Raw genomic sequence first — 20051 nt, forward strand, 5'->3', positions numbered from 1 at the left:
ATGCCCCGCACAATCATCGTCACCCAGAATTTTCCGCCGGACAGTTTGGGAAACGCTTCTCGCATCCACGACAACGCGAGGCATCTCGCTGCGGACGACGAGTGGGAGGTGACGGTGCTCGCTCCGCCACCGACGTTCCCGTTCGGGTCGTTCGAGCGCTCGTGGGAACGCTCTCGGACTTACGAGCGAGACGGCATGACCGTCCACCGACTGTGGGCGTGGCAGCCGACGACCGAGGATCCGGGGCTCGCCAGCCGCCTCCTCTACTACGTGCTCTTCCCGCTCCACGCGCTGCTGTGGCTGACGATCAACTATCGGTCGTTCGACGTAATCTTCCTCTCGTCGCCGCCGGTGTTCGTCGGCATCGCCGGGCTTCCGTTCGCCCTCCTCGATCGAAAACCGCTGGTCGTCGACGTCCGCGACCTGTGGATCGACAGTGCGATCGAACTGGACTTTATCGAGGAGGGCGGCCTCTTCGAACGATTCAGTCGAGCGTACGAGCGCGTTCTCCTCGAGGCCGCCGATCGGATCACCGTGACGACCGCCCTCCTCGGGTCGCGGCTGGCGGCCACCTACGGCATCGACGAGGAGAAGATCCACCACATCCCGAACGGCGTCGACGTCGATCGGTACACGCCCACCGAGACGGAGACGGAGGGGACGAAGACAATCGTCTACACCGGTAACGTCGGTCACGCACAGGACCTCGAGTCGTGCATCCGTGCGGTGGGGCGACTCGAGCGCTCGGACGTCGTCTTCCGCATCGTCGGCGACGGCGACCGAGCCCCCGCACTCAAGCGTCTCGTCGCCGAGGAAGGGTTAGAGGACGTCGTCGAGTTCGAAGGCCTGGTCCCGCGAGAGGCGGTGCCCGGCTACATCGAAGACGCCGAGGTCGGCCTCGCGCCCATCAAGTCCGACGAGGCGCTGGAGTACGCGGTGCCGACGAAGACCTTCGAGTATCTGGCCTGTAAAGTGCCGGTCGTCGCGACGGGATCCGGCGAGATCGAGTCGGTGATCGAGTCCTCCGGCGGCGGCGTCGTCGTCGACAACGATCCCGACGCGATCGCGACGGTTCTCGATCGGTATCTGGACGACCCGCAGCGACGCGAGCGGCTCGGCGAGCGGGGACGGCGTCACATCGAAGCCCACTACGATCGGGCCGCTACCGCTCGACGACTCGGAACGGTCCTCGAAGACGCCTGCGGAGGCGGTTCGGGGACGTCGTCGCCGCGAGGGCGACCGGCGACGACCGAAGCCGAATAGCGTCTCGAACTGTCGCGACGTCGTCCGACCGTTCTACTGATTCACGAGCGTCTGCAGGCCCTCCTCGAGATCGATTTCGGCGTCGAAACCGAGCATCCGCTCGGCCCTGGAGACGTCCGCGCGGCTGTGGCGGATATCGCCCGGGCGACCCTCGACGTGTTCGATCGGGGAGTCCGAGCCGGTCAACTCGCGGATCGCCTCGGCGAGTTCGTTGATCGTCACGCTCTCGCCGGTCGCGACGTTGAACGCCTCGCCGACGGCGTCCGTGGTCGCCGCAGCGATGTTAGCCCGCACGACGTCGTCGACATGAATGAAATCGCGAGTCTGCTGTCCGTCCCCCTGGACGGTAATCGGCTCGCCGGCTCGAGCCTGTTCGAGGAAGATACCGATGACGCCGCTGTAATCGCCGCCGGACTGGCCCGGACCGTAGACGTTGAAGTACCGAAGGGCGACAGTCGGCAGATCGTACAGCTCGTTGTATAGCCGCGTGTACCGGTCCGCGGTCAGTTTCTCGAGTCCGTACGGCGACGAGGGGGCCGGGGTAGCGTCTTCGGAGACCGGAAGGGTCTCCGGCGCACCGTAGATCGCGGTACTCGACGCCGTGACGACGCGAGATCCCGCCTCTCGTGCGGCTTCCAGGACGGTTACCGTCCCTTGGATATTTCTCGAGTTGCTCTCGATCGGATCTTCGATGGACCGTTCGACGCTCGGATTCGCCGCCTCGTGGAACACGATATCGGTCCCCGTCATCGCCTCGCGGACCGTTTCCCGATCGCGAACGTCTCCCTCGATGAACGCGGCATCGTCGGGGATCTCTCCAGCGCCCCCCGTCGAGAGGTCGTCCAGTACGCGTACGTCGTTGTCGCCGACGAGCGCCGAGGCGAGGTGGCTCCCGATGAAGCCAGCACCGCCCGTAATCAAGATGGTTCGTCCCGCAAGCGAGTGAGAGAGTGTGTCCGACATCGGTCACCTCCGAGCGAACTGCTCGAGAGTGGTACTCGTCTCGGGTCGGTTCCACCACGTGACGTTCGGATAGAGGAATTTGAGCCCGTCGTAGTAGGTGAGGGAGGACTCCTCGTCCGCGTAGATACAAGAGATGGGGACTTCGTCGATCCCCGCACCGAGCGAGTCGAACGCCAAGATCTCTTCGACGCCGATCTGAAAGTCGTTCGAGAACGATCGATACGGCGTCTGTGCGAGTACGTTCGCGTCCATCGCCCGATAGCCACACGGCGGATCGTGGACCCGTTTCCCGAGCCGGAGGCTCGTCGCCAGCGCGACGATCCGGTTCCCGAACCGCCTGTCGAGCGGCATCGCATCTCGAAAGGACGGATCCGCGAACCGATTCCCGAGTACGTACTGGCAGTCGGACCGTTCCAACTTCCGGGAGAACCGATGGAGTTCGTCAGGATCGTGCTGGCCGTCGGCGTCGAGGCGGAAGATCACGTCGACGCCGAGTTCGATCGCACGCTCGTAGCCGCGTTTGATCGCGCCGCCGTAGTCGCGGTTCCGTTCGTTCGACAGTAACAGTGCGTCGGTCGCTTCGACGCGAGCGGCGGTCTCGTCGCTCGAGCAGTCGTCGACGACGATCGTGTGGTCGACGAGTCCGGTTTCCCCGATCCGGGCGATGACGTCCTGTACGTGCGATTCCTCGTTGTGCGCCGGAAGGACGGCTGCCGTGTCTGTCATGAGGATGATGGCGAGGACGATTCCCGCTTCCGTCGCTGCTCGAAGTACTCGATCGTCCGTTTGATACCTTCGCGGACCGTCGTCGTCGGTTCGTATCCCAACCGGGTTTCCGCGCGGGAAACGTCGGCACACCGGCGTTCGATGCGGTAGGGTCGGGGGTGTTCCACGTGTACTGCTTCTGCGCCGTCGACCACGTCGGCAACTGCCATGGCGAGCGATCGGATCTTGGTCTCGGTCCCCGTTCCGATGTTGAACGTCTCGTTCCGGCCCTCCGGACCCAGCGCGGCTATCGTACAGTCGACGGCGTCGGAGATGAACGTGAAGTCTCGCGTCTGGTGACCGTCGCCGTGGATCTCGATCGGCTCGCCCGAGAGCGCTCGGTCGACGAAGATCGGAATGACGTAGCCGTACGCCGAGCTGTCCTGACGCGGACCGTACGCGTTGAAGTACCGAACGATCGTGTGATCGAGGTCGCGTTTCGACGTGTACGCTCTGACGAAGCGTTCGCTCGCCAGTTTCGCGACGGCGTAGTTGGTTTCCGGAGCCAGCGAGTCGTCTTCGTGGTACGGAACGTCCGGGACGTCGCCGTACACCTCCGACGTCGAGGCGAAGAGGACGCGGTCCACGTCCGACTCGGCGGCCGCGTCGAGGACGGTTCGGGTTCCGTCGATGTTGACTCGGAGTACCTCGAGGGGCTTCTGGAGGGTGCGACGGACGCCCATCATGGCCGCCATGTGGACGACGACGTCGTGACCGTCGACTGCGTCTCGGACCGCAGCCGTATCACAGACGTCGGCGTTCACGATCCGCTCGGACGGGAGGAAGGAGAGATGTCGCTCACTACCGACCGAGAAGTCATCCAGAACGGTCACCGTGTTCTCGGACAGCAACTGTTCGGCCACGTGGCTGCCGATGAATCCCGCGCCGCCGGTCACCAGCACGCGCTTGTCGCTAATCATCCGTCTCCCTCCGATTCTCTCCCCGTCCATCCGCCTGAACGCCGCTCGTCGGTTCGGTGACCTGCGGATGCTGCGACCAGTTCGGATCGATATCGCGCGGGCGTATCAATCCGCTCTCAGCGACGGCGTCCGGATCGAGCGTCTTCTGGGGGTCGATCAGAATCGGATCGGGAGCCATCGCGGCAGCCAGTGCCGACGGATCGAACCGATGGAACAGGTCATGCCCCGTCGCCACCACGACGACGTCGGCGTTACGTACCGCCGCGATCACACTCGAGTTGTTTCCGATGCCGGTCTCTTCGATCTCTTCACCCGGCGGATACTGGGAATCGAACGCCTCGACGGAGACGTTCTCGTTCCGAAGCAACTCGATCAACTCGACTGCCGGACTGTTTCTGATGTCTTTGACGTTCGGCTTGTACGTGACGCCGAGCACTGACACGACAGTAGACGAACGGGACTTGCCGACGCCGTCGATCGTCTGCAGGATTTTGTCCGCGTACCACTTCGGCATCGAATCGTTGATTTCGCGGGCGGCCGGGATCAACGCTAGATCGGCCCCTCGTTCTTCCGCGGCGGATCGAAAGTAGTGCGGATCGATCGGCAAACAGTGGCCGCCGACACCGAGTCCCGGTTCGTAGCGATGGAAGTTCCACTTCGTATCGGCCCCATCGATCACCTCCGAAATGTCGATGCCGAGGCGCTCCGTCGCGGACGCGAATTCGTTTACCAGCGCGATGTTGACGTCTCGTTGGATATTCTCGACCAGTTTCGTCGTTTCGGCGACCTCGAGTGACGATACCGGGGCGGTGGTATCAGCGATATCCTCGTATAATTCCGCGGTCAGGTCACGCCACGCGTCATCGATCGACCCGACGACCCGCGCCGTTCGTTTGGACTCGTCGTTCCCGGGACTATACCGCTCCGGGACGTGTGAGACGCCGAAGTCGGAACCAGCGTCGAGCCCGGAACGCTCGAGTTCCGGGAGCACATCGTTTCGCGTACAGCCCGGATAGACGGTGCTCTGGACGACGACCAGGTTGTCCTCCTCGAGGACGCTCGATACGTCCCGGGCGGCGGCCTGAACGGCGGAGAGATCCGGCGAATTGTCCGCAGATAATGGTGTAGGAACACTGATAACGTACACGTCCGCGCTGGCGGCCTCCGATATCCGCGTCGTCACTTCACAGTTCCCGTCGTCGATATGCTCCTCTAGCTCTTCCGTTTCGAACGGCGAGTTGCCGTCACGAACTGCCTCGACGAGCGCGTCGTCCGTATCGACACCAACGACGGGATACTCCGAGCGACTGAACGCCAGTGCGGAGTTGTATCCGACGAAACCGAGGCCGACGCACGCGACGCGAACGATCTCGGAGAGATCTCCCGTTTGGTCGGTGTCGGCAGGATCGGACCCCGTCTGGTCGGTGTCGGCGGGATCGAACCGTTTCATCGGACGATTCCCCGGCGCTGTGTCCGATTCCTGCTTTTCCGTGAGGCGCTTTTACTACTATCGCGTCGGCCCGTGGACGTTCCCGGTGACCGACCGAGCATCGGGGGCGACGTTCGGACGAACGATCGGTGAGAGGCAATTGCTGCTGTATGTATAGACTGTGCCGGCATAGCTACCGGGTCTAGTGGGGTTCCGCGCAAAAGCGTCGTATACTGTTACGGCGATCGCCCACGTATTACGTTATATCATCGCCTCCGCATATCAGAACGGCGATTGCGCACGAATCGTTTTAGCCGGCAACAGTTTGTTTCTCGGATCGTAATTTACTATAATATGTCAAAATTGCAGCCGCTGTATGCTAGTTGTCATATATAGCACCAAATCGGTTCGAACGGGCTACTCTGATCGTCGATATGGATCCACTCATCCCCTCTCTGGCGGATATGAGCTTTTCTCACCCCAGTATTACCAATTGCTATATCTCCGGTGTGTGAGTGTCATACTCGCCGTGGAATCGACCGACAGAATTCGAGATATCCGTCGGAAATAGCGCATAGTTCGTTATTTTGTGGTAATCCTCGATAACTGCGACTTACCGCCGTCGACCGGACCGAAAGCAACCGTCAACGATACGACGGTTTTAGGTCCTCGCTGCGCACAGAGTACTGTCAATGACTACCGAACGTCGGCTGTGGTTCGTTCGCGGACAAGTCGCCTGGATGGTCGTGACGATACTCGCATTATCGGTGCTGAGCGTGTTCTCCTACGAGTCGTTCTTCATCGTCTCTCTCATCGGTTTTCTCGTGGTGACGGAACTGACTGCGCCCGCCGTCGCGACTCCGGCGTGGCGCAAGCGGGTACGGTGGCTCATTGCGCTCGGATTGGTCGGGTTCGCACTCGTCATTGCCAGACGGATTTCCGTCACGGTATCCACCGGTCTCGTGGCGTGGTGAGACCTCGGACCGCAACTGGTACACTGCGCGAAACTCCGACGGCTCCCGCCGCTGAACCGATCTCGAGTGCCCGCTCCGTCGCGTCTCGCCTCGTCGACGGGTGGACACCGTGAGCGAGTTCGGTCGTGGGATCGGGACGGGGAGACGGGTGATCGCCGCGTGTGGAGTTAGTCTCCGCTCGCGAGCGGATTCGAACTCGTTACTCGGAGAGACAGTTACGGATCGGTATCATCGTCAGACGCGTTCCACTGGCAGTTCACGACCCACTCGGTCCGATCGTCCCCCGGCGTGACCTCGAGTGAAACCGGTCGCTCGAGACCGGCGGCGAACCCGACTGCGAGGAACGATGCAATCGGATGATCGAACCGATCGACGTCGCCGAGTGCGCTCCCCGATATCGCGATCGTGGCGCTCCCGCGTCCGTCCGCGTAATCGACGCTGGGATCGACGCGCTCGGCGAGTTCGAACTGCTCGACGAGGGCGTCCGCGAGGGAGACGGCGAGTTCGGGCGGTGCGTCGGGGAGATCATCGGACAACGTCCGGTCGAACTCCCGAAGGAGACCTGCACCGGTCGACTCGAGGATCACTCCTTCCTGTCGACTGTCGTCTCCACAGATCGATCCGTCGAGCGTGTCGGGAACGTCATACTCCGATCGTTCGGGAACGAAGAGCCGAGCTCCGTCGCGGCCGTCGGGGACGTAAATATGCTCGTCTCTGAGGCTCAACTCGTCGGCAATGGTCGCACCGTTGGTTGCGACGGCAGTGTAAATCCCCTCGCAGACCGCTGCATCGAGGAACCGGCCGTATGAGAGGTAATACGTCAACAGACCACCGAACAGCCCGGTAGCTCCGATGGCAAACAGCACTCCCTGTGAATCGCGAAATACGATCGCAGCCAGACCTGACAGCGCGCCGAGGAGAGCCAGACAGAGCCCCATTCGTCGATATGGGGACCCGTTCGGAGTGTTTCCGCCTCGAAGTCGCTCGTTCTCTTCACGAAGCCGCTCGTTCTCTTTGGTCAACAGAGTGACCCGTTCCGTGAGTTCGGACCGATCCGCCTCGTCGACCTGAACCGCGATGCCGTCGGTGTCCCGCGAGAGATCGTCTCCGTCGAAATTATTCGCGCTCATGCGTTGCTCGATATGAATCGGCGGTCGCGTCGATCTCGCCCCCGGTGAGGGCGCTGATTCACGAGAGCGTCTGCCGGTTTCGTCTCGATGAGGGCGGCGAATCCACCACCTCTCCGACCGAACCACCGCGGGCGAACGACGCTATCAACGTCGTGACCGGAAGCGGGGCGATGAGGTCGCCGGCGCTCAGCGGTCTTGGAACGGACGGAGTCCGGATCGACGCGACTCGAGGACGCAGCTGAGATCGCTGCCGGTAGACACTCGTCGAAGAGCAGTAATCGACCCCGATCGCACGTGAGACGCATATTCTCGTGCTATGCCGAACGGATGTTTGAAACCAGTGGTCGTAACAGAGCGGTATGACGATATTATTCCCCTCGTCACGAGGTCCGCGACGAGACAGTCTCTCTCAATATCTTGTTGTTGGTGATCGCAAAGTCAGACCCTGTACTGGAATGGGGACGGTACGCAGACCGGTCACCTCGCCGTCGAGTCGTTCCGGCGAACTCCGCCTCGCGATCCGACTTCCATCGATTCGAACGTCCCCGAACGGACGCCACGACGGATCGAAATCCGGCGCAGATACGACAGAGCCCGTGACTGTCGGCCGGCCAATTTTACGGGCCGACGACGTGGTCGGCAATTGATGACCGCCGATCGACCGTCCCGCCCCCGTCGGCTCGACAGAGTTCCGATAGATCTCGTCGGAATACTCGCCGTGACGTTACTCGTAAATATCGCTGTCTTCGCACCGATCTTTCGCGAAACGTCGCTCGACGTTCCCCTGGGATTCCTGTTCGTTTTCTTCGTCCCGGGGTACGTTCTCGTCGCGACTCTCTTCCCCGAGGCCGATCGGTCTGCTGCTGGCGCGGGACCGTCGGTACCCGATGATCGAACCGCCTCGGTATCGAACTCCCCGTGGCAGACGGAGATCGACGGTTTCGAACGGATCGTTCTCTCGTTCGGTCTGAGCGTCGCTATCGTTCCCGGTTCCGCACTCCTCCTGAACTACACGCCGTGGGGAATCGGGCCGGTATCGCTACTGGCCGCGACGACGGCCATCACGCTGCTACTGACGATCACGGCCACCGCCCGACGGCTGCGACTTTCCGAGGAGGAGCGGTTCCGAGTACCCGTCCGAGGCTGGTTGACGTCGGTCCGATCCACACTGGTCGGCCCGACCGATCGAGGCGAGACGGTAATTACCGTGCTACTCGTTGCGTCGATCTTGCTCGCTGTCGGCGGTGTCGGCTATGCGGCGACCACTCCTTCCGGCGGAGAGCAGTTCTCTGAGGTGTATCTCTTGAGCGAGGACGGGGACGGTGAACTGGTCGCCGGGGAGTACCCGACCGAATTCGAACGCGGCGAACGTCAAGAACTGGTCGTCGGGATCGAGAACAACGAACACGAGACGGTGAATTACACGACTGTCGTCGTCGAACAGGCCGTCGAGTCGGACGGTGACGACCTCGTCATCACCGACCAACAGGAGATTGACCGGTTTGAAACGCGACTCGATTCGGGAGAAACGTGGCGGCAGGAACACGGTATCGAACCGACGATCGGCGGCGAGAACGTCCGCTTTTTGTGGCTAGTCTATCTCGGTGGTGACGTTCCGGAGGACCCGTCAATGGAGAACGCAGCGTATGCCGTCCATCTCTGGGCCGACGTAGACGAGTCGAACGGGGACCCCTGAGACCGGGCGAACGAACTCGAGCTCTCGAGCGATAACGCCGAATCGAACCGGAGCGAGACTGTGTACTGTCCGCCGAGTGTAACTTCACTCGCTCGGGATCTGAATCGCCATTAGAACCTGATATCGGACGATCAGTTCAAATCCTGTATTGATAGGAGCGAAACGATCGGAGCGGCGCGTGTGAACAATTGTTCTTCTGATGGATAGCAGCCGTCCGACCGCGAAGACGGCTACTGACCCGAGAAGCGGCGAGACTTCACCGAGCGGTTCATCCTCGTTCGTTCGACGCGGCGACGAAACGGCGTCACGGTTCTGTCGTACGATAAGAAACTATTTACCGAATTTCCATAATGTTGCCCCGAATATACGAGACATATTGTATATTTCGCCGACAATACTTTCAGAGGTTCAAAACAAGCGGGCGTAAGCGGAGTGAATATGGATGTGAAGACGGCTATTGTACTAGCTGCTGGTGAAGGAAATCGACTGCGGCCGCTCACTCGGAACCGACCAAAGCCGATGCTCCCCGCGGCGACGAAACCGATTCTCGAACACGTCTTCGATCAGCTCGTTGATGCCGGACTCTCGGAAATAGTCGTCGTCGTCGGATACAGGTGTAATCGCGTCCAGTCGTACTTCGGATCGACGTACCGAAACGTCCCGCTCACGTATGTCACTCAGGAGAAACAACTCGGAACCGGTCACGCCCTACTTGCCGCTGAATCCGCTGTAGACGGCGGCTGTCTCGTTATCAACGGAGACCAGATCGTCGATAGCCGAATCATTCGGGAGACGATAGCAGGACACGAAAATGACTCCGCTGCGACCCTCGGGTTACTGCAGCGCCCAAATATCGAAGAGTACGGCGGCGTCATCGTTGACAACGGACGCGTAACGAGCATCGTCGAAAATCCCCGCGATGACCGCGACTACTTTCTCAACGCCGGCGTCTACGTTCTCGAGCCGGCAGTGTTCGATGCAGTTCGAACGGCAGAGCCGAGCACCGGCGAACATCACTTGGTAGACGACCTGTCAACACTCATCGACTCGGAAGAAATCGTCCGCGGCGTGGTTTCCGAGGGGCTCTGGGTAGATGCTACCTATCCCTGGGACCTGCTCGACGTCTCGTTCGAGTTGTTCGACGCAGGAGTCGTCGATGGCAGTCGACCGCCTGACAGTCGCCACGGGACGACCGTTCACGAGTCGGCGGTGATTCGCGAACCGGTCGTCGTCGATCAGGACTGCGTCGTCGGACCGGGTTCCGTCGTCGGACCGTACGTGTGTCTCGGCGAGAACGCGACCGTCGGCTCGAACGCGGTCGTCGAAGAAAGCGTCATCGACGCCGACACGCGCATCGAAGCCAACGCGACGGCGCTCGAGTGCGTTACCGGCGTCGGCGTGACGATCGGGGCGGGATCGATCATCGGCGGTGGCCCCGGGGACGTTCGCGTCGAGGACCGAATCTTCGAGGACGAATCGCTCGGCGCGCTGCTGGCGGATCGAGCCAGCGATAGGGGCGGAGTCACGTACGTCCCCGGTTCGATCGTCGGCCCTGACGTGGACGTGCATCCGGGAACGACCGTTCGCGGAACGCTCACTGAGGGCACGGAGGTGCGGTCCTAATGTGTGGTATCATCGGATACACCCCGACTCGGACGGACCACCACTCGAATAGAGATATCCTCAACGTGTTGATGGATGGGCTCTCCGACCTCGAGTACCGGGGATACGACTCGGCGGGAGTGGCGATCGCGAACGCGTCGGTCTCGGTGTACAAGCGAAACGGGGAACTGTCGGAACTCGAAGAGATGGTTCCGAACGGACCGATCGACGGATACGCCGGAATCGGGCACACTCGGTGGAGTACGCACGGCCCGCCCTCGGACGAGAATGCCCATCCACATACCGACTGCGACGGTTCCGTCGCAGTCGTTCACAACGGAATCATCGAAAACTACCGAGTACTCCGCGACGAACTCGAAGCCGCAGGCCACGAGTTCGACAGCGAAACTGACACCGAAGTCATTCCACACCTGATCGAAACGTCGCTCGAGCAGGGAGCAGACATCGAGACGGCATTCCGACGCGCGATCGATCGGTTGAACGGAAGTTTCGCCGTCGCAGCGGTATTCTCCGGGTCCGAAGCGGTTTACGCGACGCGAAACCAGTCGCCGCTCGTCCTCGGAATCGGCGACGACGGCTATCACTTGGCGAGCGACGTCCCGGCGTTTCTCGAGTACACCGATCAGGTCGTCTATCTGCAAGACGATCAGTTCGCGAAGCTCAGTCCAGCGGGCGTCGAGATCTCCGACAAGCGAGGCACGGTCGTTGACATGCCCGTCAAAACGGTAGAGTGGGACCCGGAAGAGGCCGGCAAGAGCGGTTACGATCACTACATGCTCAAGGAGATCAACGAGCAGCCACGAGCGATTCGCAACTGTATCCGCGGACGGACCGACGAAATGGCCGGAACCGTGTCGATCGACGAACTCGACGGAATCGATCGACCGAAACGCATCCACCTCGTGTCCTGCGGGACGTCTTACCACGCCTCACTGTACGCTGCTCGGCTGTTTCGCGCGGGTGGCATTCCGGCCACGGCCTTCTATGCGAGCGAATACGATGCGGGCGCGGTACCGATCGACGGAGATACGCTCGTCATCGGCGTCACCCAAAGCGGCGAGACGGCCGATACGCTCGGTGCACTTCGGGATGCGAATCGGAGGGGTGCCGAGACGTTAGCGGTGACGAACGTAGTCGGTAGCTCGGCGTCGCGCGAGACCGATCACGTCATGTACATTCGCGCCGGCCCGGAGATCAGCGTCGCTGCAACGAAGACCTTCGCCTCCCAGCAGGTCGCGCTGGCGATGCTCTCGAGTACCCTGACTGACGAGTGTTCTCGCGAGTTCGTCGAAGGACTTCGAGCGTTGCCCGACCAGATTCAGTCGATTCTGGACCAGTCCCGTGCGACAGAGATCGCCGACGTCTACGCGAACTCGGACGCGTATTTCGTCATCGGCCGCGGATACAGCGCACCGGTGGCGCTCGAGGGCGCGTTGAAGATGAAGGAGATTACCTACAAACACGCCGAGGGCTTCCCCGGCGGCGAGTTGAAACACGGGCCACTGGCACTGGTGACCGAACGGACACCAGTGATCGCGATAGTCACCGGTGAATCGAACGCCGAGGAGATGATCGGGAACATGAAGGAAGTCGAAGCTCGCGAAGCGCCCGTGATCGCGGTGACGGATTCGCCGGATGTAGTCGAGAATTACGCCGATCACATCTTGCGAATTCCCCAGACGGCGTGGCAGTTCACACCGATTCTGGCGAACGTACAGTTACAACTGCTCGCGTACTGGACTGCGAATCAACTGGGCCGTTCGATCGACAAACCCAGAAACCTCGCGAAGAGCGTGACCGTCAAATGAGTACCGGTTACGCGATCGGCTGAATTCGACCGTCTGACCGACTGTCCTACTCCTCCCGCTTCCCCTTCTCGTCGCCGGATTCGTCCCGATGCTCCGTCAGGGCCTCGTCGATGGTCAACTCGCCGGCAGCGACCCGACGGGCCAGCACCTCGTCGATCGCTCGGTTGTGCTCGCTCGCTTCGCGCGAGCGGTCCTTGATGACCTGAATCTCGCCCTCCGTCGGCTCGATCTCGCGGGCGTCGACCACCTCCCCCTCGAGCCGAGCGATGTTGACCGCGGCGAGGACGTCGCCCATCCCTCGGGCCCCCGTGCCGAGATAAGGAGTCGTTCCGGTCTCGTCGACGAGTTCGACTTTAAGCGCATCGAGCTCGTTGACCAGTTTCGCGCTCTCGAGGCGGGAGCCGTCGCCGATCCGGACGACCGGGGACGGCGCGTCGGCCGCTTCGCGCTGAATCACGTCGACGGCGTCGCCGAGCGGGACCTGGAAGGTCGCGACGATCGTCTCGCCGGTCAGGACGGCGATACCGGGCCGCTGGCCCGGGTCGACGCCGATGATCGTCCGCCCACCGTCGCCGCGAACTGCGGCCAACGCCTGATCGACCGCGCGCCGGGGGTCGTCCGGATCGGCGACGATCGTCGTCACGTCCGCGAAGTCGTCGGCGTCGTCAGTTCCAGTGACGACGACGGTGGCCCGTTCGGGGAGGTCCTCGTCGGGTTCGACGGTCGTAAACGTCGTTCCGCGGTCGCGGAGCTCGTTGACGACGCCGTGGTACACCTCGAAGTCTGACGTTGCGACGACGATCACACCGAAGGGTTCGCCCTCGCGACGAATAAACGTACTCGAACGGTCGGTATCGACCGCGGGCCGACCGGGGATCGGGTGTCACGAAGACATAACGTTACGCGTTGGACTGAGAATCGACCGGGATGCACACAGGTCAGTGGAGATAGACGTGTGCGAGGAATGCGGAGCGGTGCGAGGGTGGGATGGAACACGCTTAACCGCTACGCGAGCACCCCGCTCGTCTGCATCACGAACCGAGTCAGTAGTGGACGTCCGATACCGATACCGATCTCCGGCCCGTTCCGGGGCCTTTTTGCGCGTTCCCTGTCAACTGAAACCGTGACCGACGAGCCGATTTCAACCGGTTGTGGCCCGGTCGACGAGTTGCTCGGTGGGGGGTTCGAACGCGGGACCGTCACGCAGTTGTACGGCCCGCCGGCCGCCGGGAAGACGAATATCGCGCTGTCGGCGGCCGTCGAAACGGCCGTCGACAGCGGGACCGCGGTCTACATCGACACCGAGGGCGTCTCGGTCGACCGCTTCCAGCAGTTGCTCGAGGCCAAAACCGGCAACGGGCCGTCTCGAGACGGTGAGGAGACCGACGACATCGAAGCCGTCGCCTCGCGAATCGTCATCGAGGACGTCCTGGACTTCGAGGAACAGGCGGAGGCCGTCCGCGACGCCGAGGAGTTCGCCGAGCGCGCGGAACTGATCGTCCTTGACAGCGCGACCGGCTTCTACCGCCTCGAGCGCACGGCAGACGGCGACGAGGGCGAGGCGCTTCGGAGCGTCACCCGGCAGGTGACGCATCTGCTCTCGCTCGCACGAAAATACGATCTCGCGGTCGTCCTGACGAATCAGGTCTTCGCCGATCCCGACTCCGATCGAACCCGCGGACTGGGCGGCAACACCTTAGAGCACTGGACCGGAACGGTCGTCCGCCTCGAGCGCTTCCGCGGCGGGAAGCGACGCGCGACCCTGGAGAAACACCGCTCGAAACCCGCCGGCGAGTCGGTACAGTTCCGGATTACCGAGACCGGGCTCGAGGGCGAAGACGGAACCGGCCGCGCCTGACTCGCGTCGTCCCGGCGCGCCGATCCTCGCAGCGCTCGCCTCGTTTCGCGGCTGAATCCCTGCACTGCCCGCCTCGTTTCGCGGCCGAACCGTCTCTCGTGTCCACGCCGGTATCGATCGTTTCATCGACGCGAACCGCCCACAGACGACTCGATCCCGATTTCGACACTGCGGCAAAAATACGCGACCGTCGGTTCGATGACCCGGTCCGATGGCCTCGAGCACGGGTGACCGATCAGATCTGGTTGAGCTTCCGCAGGAGTTGGCCGCGGTACTCCTGGTCGCTGGTGACGCCCTTGAGTTCGAGGACGTTGCGCTCGAGTTTGTCGAGTGCGACCCGGAAGGAGTTCTCCGCGCCGTACCCTTCACCGGTGCCGGCGACCTGGTCCTTGTTGGTACGCAGGCGGATCTGACACTGCACGAGCGGGGTGCCACGGAGCTTCTCGTTGTGTTCGTGGAAGCGGACGTGGGCGTGCATCACCTGCATGTCGGCGTACTTGTCCGAGACGTCCTCGATGCTCTGGACGATCGACTCCCGAGTGATGGTGTCGAGCATCGAGATGTTCGTGATCTGGACGTCCATGTGTTCCTCCTCGGTGAACGTCAGCGCGCGCAGGACGTCCGTCTTGGTGATGACGCCGATGACGACGCGGTCGTCGTCCGCCGGCGTGACCATCAGTCCCGCGTAGTCCTTGTCGAGCATCGTTTCGACGGCATCCTTGGCGGTGGCGTCGAGCGTCGTCGTCTCGACGGGACTGTTCATAATGTCGTAGACCGGGACGTCGAGCAGGCGCTGCGTGTCGCCGACCCGATCGCCGGTCGTCGTCGTGTGGTTCTCCCGAATGACGAAGTCGGCGATGTCGTGAGTCGTCACGACCCCGGAGAGGTAGCCGTTCTCGTTCATGATCGGGAGTCGAGAGATGCCGTGCTCGCGCAGGAGGTTGATCGCCTTGCCGATCCCGTCGTCCTCGGTGAGCGTGACCGGATCGGCGGTGTAGATGTCCTCGACGGTCAACGTGTCGAGGTTCTCCAGGACCGCCTCGAGAATGGCGTCGTCGGTGATGACGCCCCAGAGCTCGCCGTTCTCGAAGACCGGCGCGACCTTGGCGTTGCTCTCGACGAGCACGCGTGCGGTCTCTCGGACGTCTTCCTGCCGGTCGACCTTGGGCGACGGCGTGCTCCGGCTCGGTTTGGTGAGTGCCGCGACCTTGGCGTCGTCCTCGACGTGGGATTGGAGGATCTCCCGCTCGCTGATGACGCCCTCGTACTCCCCGTCGTCGGTGACGATGATTCCCTTGGGGTTGCCGTTCTCGAACATTGAACGGACCTTCCCCATGCGTGTGCCGACGTCGACTTCGATGAACTCCGTGGTGGCGATATCAGCGATATTCATCCTTCTAGGAGTACGTACTGTCGCAGAGGTATTTAACGTACTGCCCGTTTTATCCAGGGAGGACCAGCCCGGGGGTTTTTGCATCGGCCGTTGAATCGGCTGCCGATGCCCGATATTAGCGTCTTCGGTCGCTACACCTACCTCGTCACGGAGATCGTCTGGGGAGTCGTCGCCGCCCTCCTGCTCCGTCGCGCGAACGCGCTCCGGAAGGCGGCGGTCACGATCCTCGCGCTGTATCCCATCGCCTACGTCTGGGACCGATACACTCTCGCCGTGGGCGTCTTCGACATCAAACTCCGAACCGGCGTCGACGTCGCCGGCATCCCGCTCGAGGAGCACCTGTTCATGGCGGTCGTCCCCGGACTCGTCATTGGGATCCACGAGACGATCTTCGGCGACGGAGCCGCGGACGGCTGAGACGCCCGCTCTCCGGCTCTCGATAGACGATCTCGTCCTCCTCTCACTGAGTGGAAACGCCGTCTCACGACGTGTAAGCGACCGCGACTGTCTTGTGCCGAGCGGTGGACGCTCGATTCAATGGACGGTCGGTGGTCCGCGGCGACGGCGCTCGACACGGCAGAGAGCACTGACCGCGCCCTGCTTCGGGGCGTCGTGAGTCTCCTCATCGCCGTCGCCCTCGTCTGTTCGCTCGCGCTCGGAACGGCACTGTTCGCACCGCAGCTCATCGACGGCCTCGGCCTCGAGAGCGACGTCTCTCCGAGTTCCGAGCCGCCGCCGGCCGGCGAGCGTAACCCCGCCGTGACCGACCCGGACGACCCCGGGAACTCGAGTTACGAAACCGACGTCGAGACGGTCGCCTCGCCCGCCGTCGAGGACTTCGTCCACGCCGAGATCAACGAGCGTCGGGCCGAACACGGCCTCGAGCCCCTCGAGTGGGACGGAACGGTCGCGTCGGTCGCCCGCGCTCACACCTACGATATGGCCCGCCGGGAGTACTTCTCACACACGAACCCCAACGGAGAGGGGCCCTACGACCGGTTCGAGGACGTCGACAGCTACTGTCAGGGCTACGGTGAGAACATCGCCATGACGTGGGTCGATCGGCGCGTCCAGCGATCCGACGGCGACGACGTCGTCCGCTATCGGACCGCTGAGGACCTCGCGACCGGGCTGGTCAATCAGTGGATGAACTCCACGGATCACCGACACGCGATCCTCGAGGAGGGCGAGACGCCCCGCTGGGATCGCGCCGGCGTCGGCGTCTACATCGCCGAGGACGGTTCCGTCTACGCGGGCCAGAACTTCTGTCGCGAATGGTGACCATCGGTCGGACACACTGTCTCGAGCCGTGATAGTTGTGACAGAAACGGCGTGACTGGACCGGCCACAGGAACTGCGAATCACTTACACGTTCTTAGACCTGACCGTCGTACGGACCGTATGGAAATTCCCGAGACACTCACCGCGATCTACCGGACGGCGAGTGACCGCGATCTGACCTTTCTCGCCGCCGGCTTCGCCTATTACGCGTTCGTCTCGCTGATACCGCTCGTCCTGCTCGCGCTCGTCGTCGGCTCGCTGCTCGGCGGCGAGCAGGCGGCCCAGCGGCTGATCACCGTCGCCGGCGACTTCCTCCCGGCGTCGGGCGAGCAGCTGGTCACCGAAGCGCTAACGACCGAATCGGGTCGCGCCGAGGCGACCGTCGTCGCGTTCCTCGTCGCTACCTGGGGCGCACTCAAGGTCTTTCGCGGCCTGAGCCTCGCGTTCGATAAGGTCTACGACGAGGTGGCCGAAGACACGCTCGTCGATCAGATCAGGGACGGACTCACCGTGATCGTCGCCGGCGCGGTCGCACTCGTCCTCATGATCGGGATCGGCGCGGCGCTCCGTCTCGTTCCCGAGAGCGTGCCGTTCGCCGGTCTGCTCGGCTGGGTTGCCCTGCTGGCCGGGCTCGTCTTCGTCTTCCTGCCGATCTACTACGTCCTCCCACCGATACCGGTCGAACTCGGCGAGGTCCTCCCGGGCGCGCTCTTCGCGGCCGTCGGCTGGACGATCCTCCAGCTCGGCTTTCAGCTCTACGCGGCGAACGCCGGTCAGTACGAGGCCTACGGAGCCGTCGGTGCCGTCCTCCTGTTCGTCACTTGGCTCTACTTCGCCGGCATCATCATTCTCGTCGGTGCCGTCCTCAACGTCGTCCGAGCGCGTCCGCCGATCGCCGAGTAGGCCGTCCCCGCGTCGGCCTCCGTCTCGGCCCGCCGAGCCCTGGGGGAAGGATTATGTCCCCGGCAGCGACAGAGAATCACAATGAGCGACGAGCAATCGACCACCACCGCGACCGACGACCCCGGCGCGGCCGACGAGACCGATTCGACGGGCAGTCCCGAACCCGGCGGCGGTCCCCAGCGCGTCGTCTCCGACGAGAGCGTCGACGACATCCTCGAGTCGCTGGATTCGACGGCGTCGGACAACGCAGCGGTCACGACGAGCGACTCGAACGATTCCGTCACGACCGCGTTCGACGAAGAGGAGATTCCCGAAGCCGACGAGACGGCAGCCGACGACGCCGATCAGTCGGCGGCGGAAACGACCACCGCGACGGCCGACGACACGACCGCCGAAGCTGAAACCGAGACGGAGACGACCGACGCTCAGTCCGACGAGGGATCGACCGCGACCGACGCCGCGACGGTCGACGCGGCCGCGTCCTCGCTCCCCGACGACGCCTCGCTCGAGGATCTCGCCGCCCGCGTCGAAGACGGAACCGTCACCGGCGCGGACGTCCGCGCGTCCGAATCCGGCGCGGATCGGGAGTCGACCCCCGAGATCGACGACGTCGACCTCTCGATGGACGACCTCAAGACGAGCCAGAGCGGCGGGACCGATACCGACGACGCGTTGCCCGACGACGCCGGGCCGCTCGCCGGGTCGGTCGACCGCGACTCGGTCCCGACCTCGTCCTCGAGCGACGATGGGAGCGACGGGGACGACAGTCCGGGACTATTCGGCCGACTCAAGCGCCTCTTCTCGCGATAAGAGCGGGTCTACGGCTCCGATTTCTTTCCATCTCCGCTCGAGGGTCATCGACAGCGGCCGGAGGCGTCGGTTTCAGCTCACGAGCGTGATCAGGACGAACAGCGTCGCGACCGAGACGAGCGTCGTGACGAAGACGTTCAGCGAGGCGAACTCCCTGTCGCCGCCGAGTTCGTTCGCGAAGACGAACGTGGAGACGGCTGTCGGCGTCCCGAGCATCACCACGCAGGCGGTAAACGTCGCGGAGTCGACGGCGAGCGCGGAGAAGACGCCCCACGCGATGAGGGGCATCAGACAGATCTTGAGCGCAACGACGGCGGCGGTCGCACCGACGTCGATCGAGGGGAGGTCGACCTCGAGGGAAGCCCCGACGCAGAGCAAGGCGACAGGTAACGCGAGCGAGCCGACGGCGTCGAGACCGGTCGCGGCGGGCGACGGAATCGCGATCCCGATCGAGCCCACGGCCAGCCCGGCAATCAGCGTCAGCAGTACCGGGTTGGTCGCGAGCCCGCGGACCTCACGCGCGATCGACGTGTCGGCCCCGTTGAAAATCGAGAGCACCACGACCGTCAGCGGTACCTGCGTCAACGACATGACGCCCAGCACGACGCTCGCGATCGCCGTCACCGCCGGATCGAAGGTTGCAGCGACCAGGGGAAGTCCGAGGTAGCCCAGATTCGAGTGATAGGATTGGATGATCGCGACGCTCCGGCGCGCCCGCGAGCCGCGGTTCCGGTGGACGAGCCAAGCGACCCCCGCGGTCGCGAACAGCACGAACAGGAGTCCGCCGAGCAGTGCGGGGGAGAGGAGTTCCCCGATCGACCGATCGTAGGTCGAGACGAAGATCAGCGCCGGGAGCGCGACGTAGTAGGCGAGGGCGTTCAGCAGTTCGGTCCGGCGCGTATCGAGAATGCCGGTCGTCCGCAATCCAGCGCCAACCACCAACACGACGAGCAACGACAACAGCCGACCGACGACTTCCATGTCCCGGCCGAATCGACTCGCGGGTTTGTACCGTTCGATCCCGCTCGGGGGTGGGACGGCGTTTCACACCCGTCCTTGAGTCTGAGGGGCCAAGCCGACGGAGAGTCTCCGTTCATCGTCACAGTAATGACACTTAGTTTGATATATGAGACCAATGTCATCGGACGCAGCACGCCAGTGGGCCGGGAGACGAGAAACAACGAACCTGGTCCTCGGAACGAATATCGTAGTGCTCGCAGCCGGATTCATCCGGC

At 63.0% G+C, this 20051-nt stretch carries 18 protein-coding genes; 10 read left to right on the top strand and 8 right to left on the bottom strand.

Features of this window, described 5'->3' with window-relative positions:
* Window positions 1–45: 45 nt before the first annotated feature.
* A complete protein-coding gene (locus tag LDH66_RS04955; RefSeq protein ID WP_226479959.1) occupies window positions 46–1263 on the top strand; it encodes a glycosyltransferase family 4 protein in 1218 nt (405 codons plus the stop codon).
* Between the two features lie 33 nt (window positions 1264–1296).
* On the opposite strand, the gene LDH66_RS04960 is transcribed toward LDH66_RS04955, so the two are convergent.
* The 4 genes from LDH66_RS04960 to LDH66_RS04975 are packed head-to-tail and all read right to left on the bottom strand — an operon-like array spanning window position 1297 to window position 5361.
* Entirely contained in the window at window positions 1297–2226 is a 930-nt protein-coding gene (locus tag LDH66_RS04960) for an NAD-dependent epimerase/dehydratase family protein (RefSeq protein ID WP_226479960.1), read from the bottom strand.
* 3 nt (window positions 2227–2229) lie between these two features.
* Window positions 2230–2952: a glycosyltransferase family 2 protein gene (locus tag LDH66_RS04965; RefSeq protein WP_226479961.1), complete on the bottom strand. Its 723-nt coding sequence runs from the start codon at window positions 2950–2952 to the stop codon at window positions 2230–2232.
* Window positions 2949–3911, bottom strand: coding sequence for an NAD-dependent epimerase/dehydratase family protein (locus LDH66_RS04970; protein WP_226479962.1), 963 nt, complete (start codon window positions 3909–3911; stop codon window positions 2949–2951). The genes LDH66_RS04965 and LDH66_RS04970 overlap by 4 nt, the downstream gene beginning before the upstream one ends.
* A complete protein-coding gene (locus LDH66_RS04975; RefSeq protein ID WP_226479963.1) occupies window positions 3904–5361 on the bottom strand; it encodes a nucleotide sugar dehydrogenase in 1458 nt (485 codons plus the stop codon). The genes LDH66_RS04970 and LDH66_RS04975 overlap by 8 nt, the downstream gene beginning before the upstream one ends.
* Window positions 5362–6032: 671 nt before the next feature.
* Between LDH66_RS04975 and LDH66_RS04980 the strand changes: the two genes are divergently transcribed.
* A complete protein-coding gene (locus LDH66_RS04980; protein ID WP_226479964.1) occupies window positions 6033–6314 on the top strand; it encodes a DUF8044 family membrane protein in 282 nt (93 codons plus the stop codon).
* Window positions 6315–6529: 215 nt separating this feature from the next.
* Here the strand turns inward: LDH66_RS04980 and LDH66_RS04985 are convergent, their stop codons facing one another.
* Entirely contained in the window at window positions 6530–7444 is a 915-nt protein-coding gene (locus tag LDH66_RS04985) for a DUF7982 domain-containing protein (RefSeq protein ID WP_226479965.1), read from the bottom strand.
* Between the two features lie 718 nt (window positions 7445–8162).
* Between LDH66_RS04985 and LDH66_RS04990 the strand changes: the two genes are divergently transcribed.
* The 3 genes from LDH66_RS04990 to glmS all read left to right on the top strand — a co-directional run bounded on the left by LDH66_RS04990 (window position 8163) and on the right by glmS (window position 12571).
* Window positions 8163–9140, top strand: a complete 978-nt coding sequence (locus tag LDH66_RS04990) for a DUF1616 domain-containing protein (protein ID WP_319004342.1) — start codon at window positions 8163–8165, stop codon at window positions 9138–9140.
* A gap of 438 nt (window positions 9141–9578) precedes the next feature.
* The gene (locus tag LDH66_RS04995; protein WP_226479967.1) at window positions 9579–10763 is read left to right on the top strand and encodes a sugar phosphate nucleotidyltransferase; all 1185 of its coding nucleotides are present in this window, start codon (window positions 9579–9581) and stop codon (window positions 10761–10763) included.
* A complete protein-coding gene (gene glmS / locus LDH66_RS05000) occupies window positions 10763–12571 on the top strand; it encodes a glutamine--fructose-6-phosphate transaminase (isomerizing) (protein WP_226479968.1) in 1809 nt (602 codons plus the stop codon). Before LDH66_RS04995 ends, glmS begins: the two co-directional genes overlap by 1 nt.
* A 46-nt stretch (window positions 12572–12617) precedes the next feature.
* Here glmS and LDH66_RS05005 read toward each other — a convergent pair whose 3' ends face one another.
* A complete protein-coding gene (locus LDH66_RS05005) occupies window positions 12618–13376 on the bottom strand; it encodes a hypothetical protein (RefSeq protein WP_226479969.1) in 759 nt (252 codons plus the stop codon).
* Between the two features lie 318 nt (window positions 13377–13694).
* On the opposite strand from LDH66_RS05005, the gene radB reads away from it, so the two are divergent.
* Entirely contained in the window at window positions 13695–14429 is a 735-nt protein-coding gene (radB, locus tag LDH66_RS05010; protein WP_226479970.1) for a DNA repair and recombination protein RadB, read from the top strand.
* Window positions 14430–14664: 235 nt separating this feature from the next.
* On the opposite strand, the gene LDH66_RS05015 is transcribed toward radB, so the two are convergent.
* Window positions 14665–15822, bottom strand: coding sequence for a CBS domain-containing protein (locus LDH66_RS05015; protein ID WP_226479971.1), 1158 nt, complete (start codon window positions 15820–15822; stop codon window positions 14665–14667).
* Window positions 15823–15927: 105 nt separating this feature from the next.
* Between LDH66_RS05015 and LDH66_RS05020 the strand changes: the two genes are divergently transcribed.
* The 4 genes from LDH66_RS05020 (at window position 15928) to LDH66_RS05035 (ending at window position 18816) form a co-directional block, all read left to right on the top strand.
* Complete coding sequence (locus LDH66_RS05020; RefSeq protein WP_226479972.1) at window positions 15928–16239, top strand: lycopene cyclase domain-containing protein; 312 nt, start codon at window positions 15928–15930, stop codon at window positions 16237–16239.
* A 120-nt stretch (window positions 16240–16359) separates the two neighbouring features.
* Window positions 16360–17103 (top strand): CAP domain-containing protein, encoded by a 744-nt coding sequence (locus LDH66_RS05025; protein ID WP_226479973.1) that lies wholly within the window; start codon window positions 16360–16362, stop codon window positions 17101–17103.
* Window positions 17104–17223: 120 nt separating this feature from the next.
* Window positions 17224–18006, top strand: a complete 783-nt coding sequence (locus tag LDH66_RS05030) for a YihY/virulence factor BrkB family protein (RefSeq protein WP_226479974.1) — start codon at window positions 17224–17226, stop codon at window positions 18004–18006.
* Between the two features lie 81 nt (window positions 18007–18087).
* On the top strand, window positions 18088–18816 hold the full coding sequence (locus LDH66_RS05035; protein WP_226479975.1) for a hypothetical protein: 729 nt from the start codon (window positions 18088–18090) through the stop codon (window positions 18814–18816).
* A gap of 72 nt (window positions 18817–18888) precedes the next feature.
* Here the strand turns inward: LDH66_RS05035 and LDH66_RS05040 are convergent, their stop codons facing one another.
* Complete coding sequence (locus LDH66_RS05040; RefSeq protein WP_226479976.1) at window positions 18889–19797, bottom strand: AEC family transporter; 909 nt, start codon at window positions 19795–19797, stop codon at window positions 18889–18891.
* Window positions 19798–20051 lie beyond the last annotated feature (254 nt).

Origin of the sequence: Natrinema amylolyticum (genome assembly GCF_020515625.1) — an archaeon.
In the GTDB taxonomy this organism is placed as follows: domain Archaea; phylum Halobacteriota; class Halobacteria; order Halobacteriales; family Natrialbaceae; genus Natrinema; species Natrinema amylolyticum.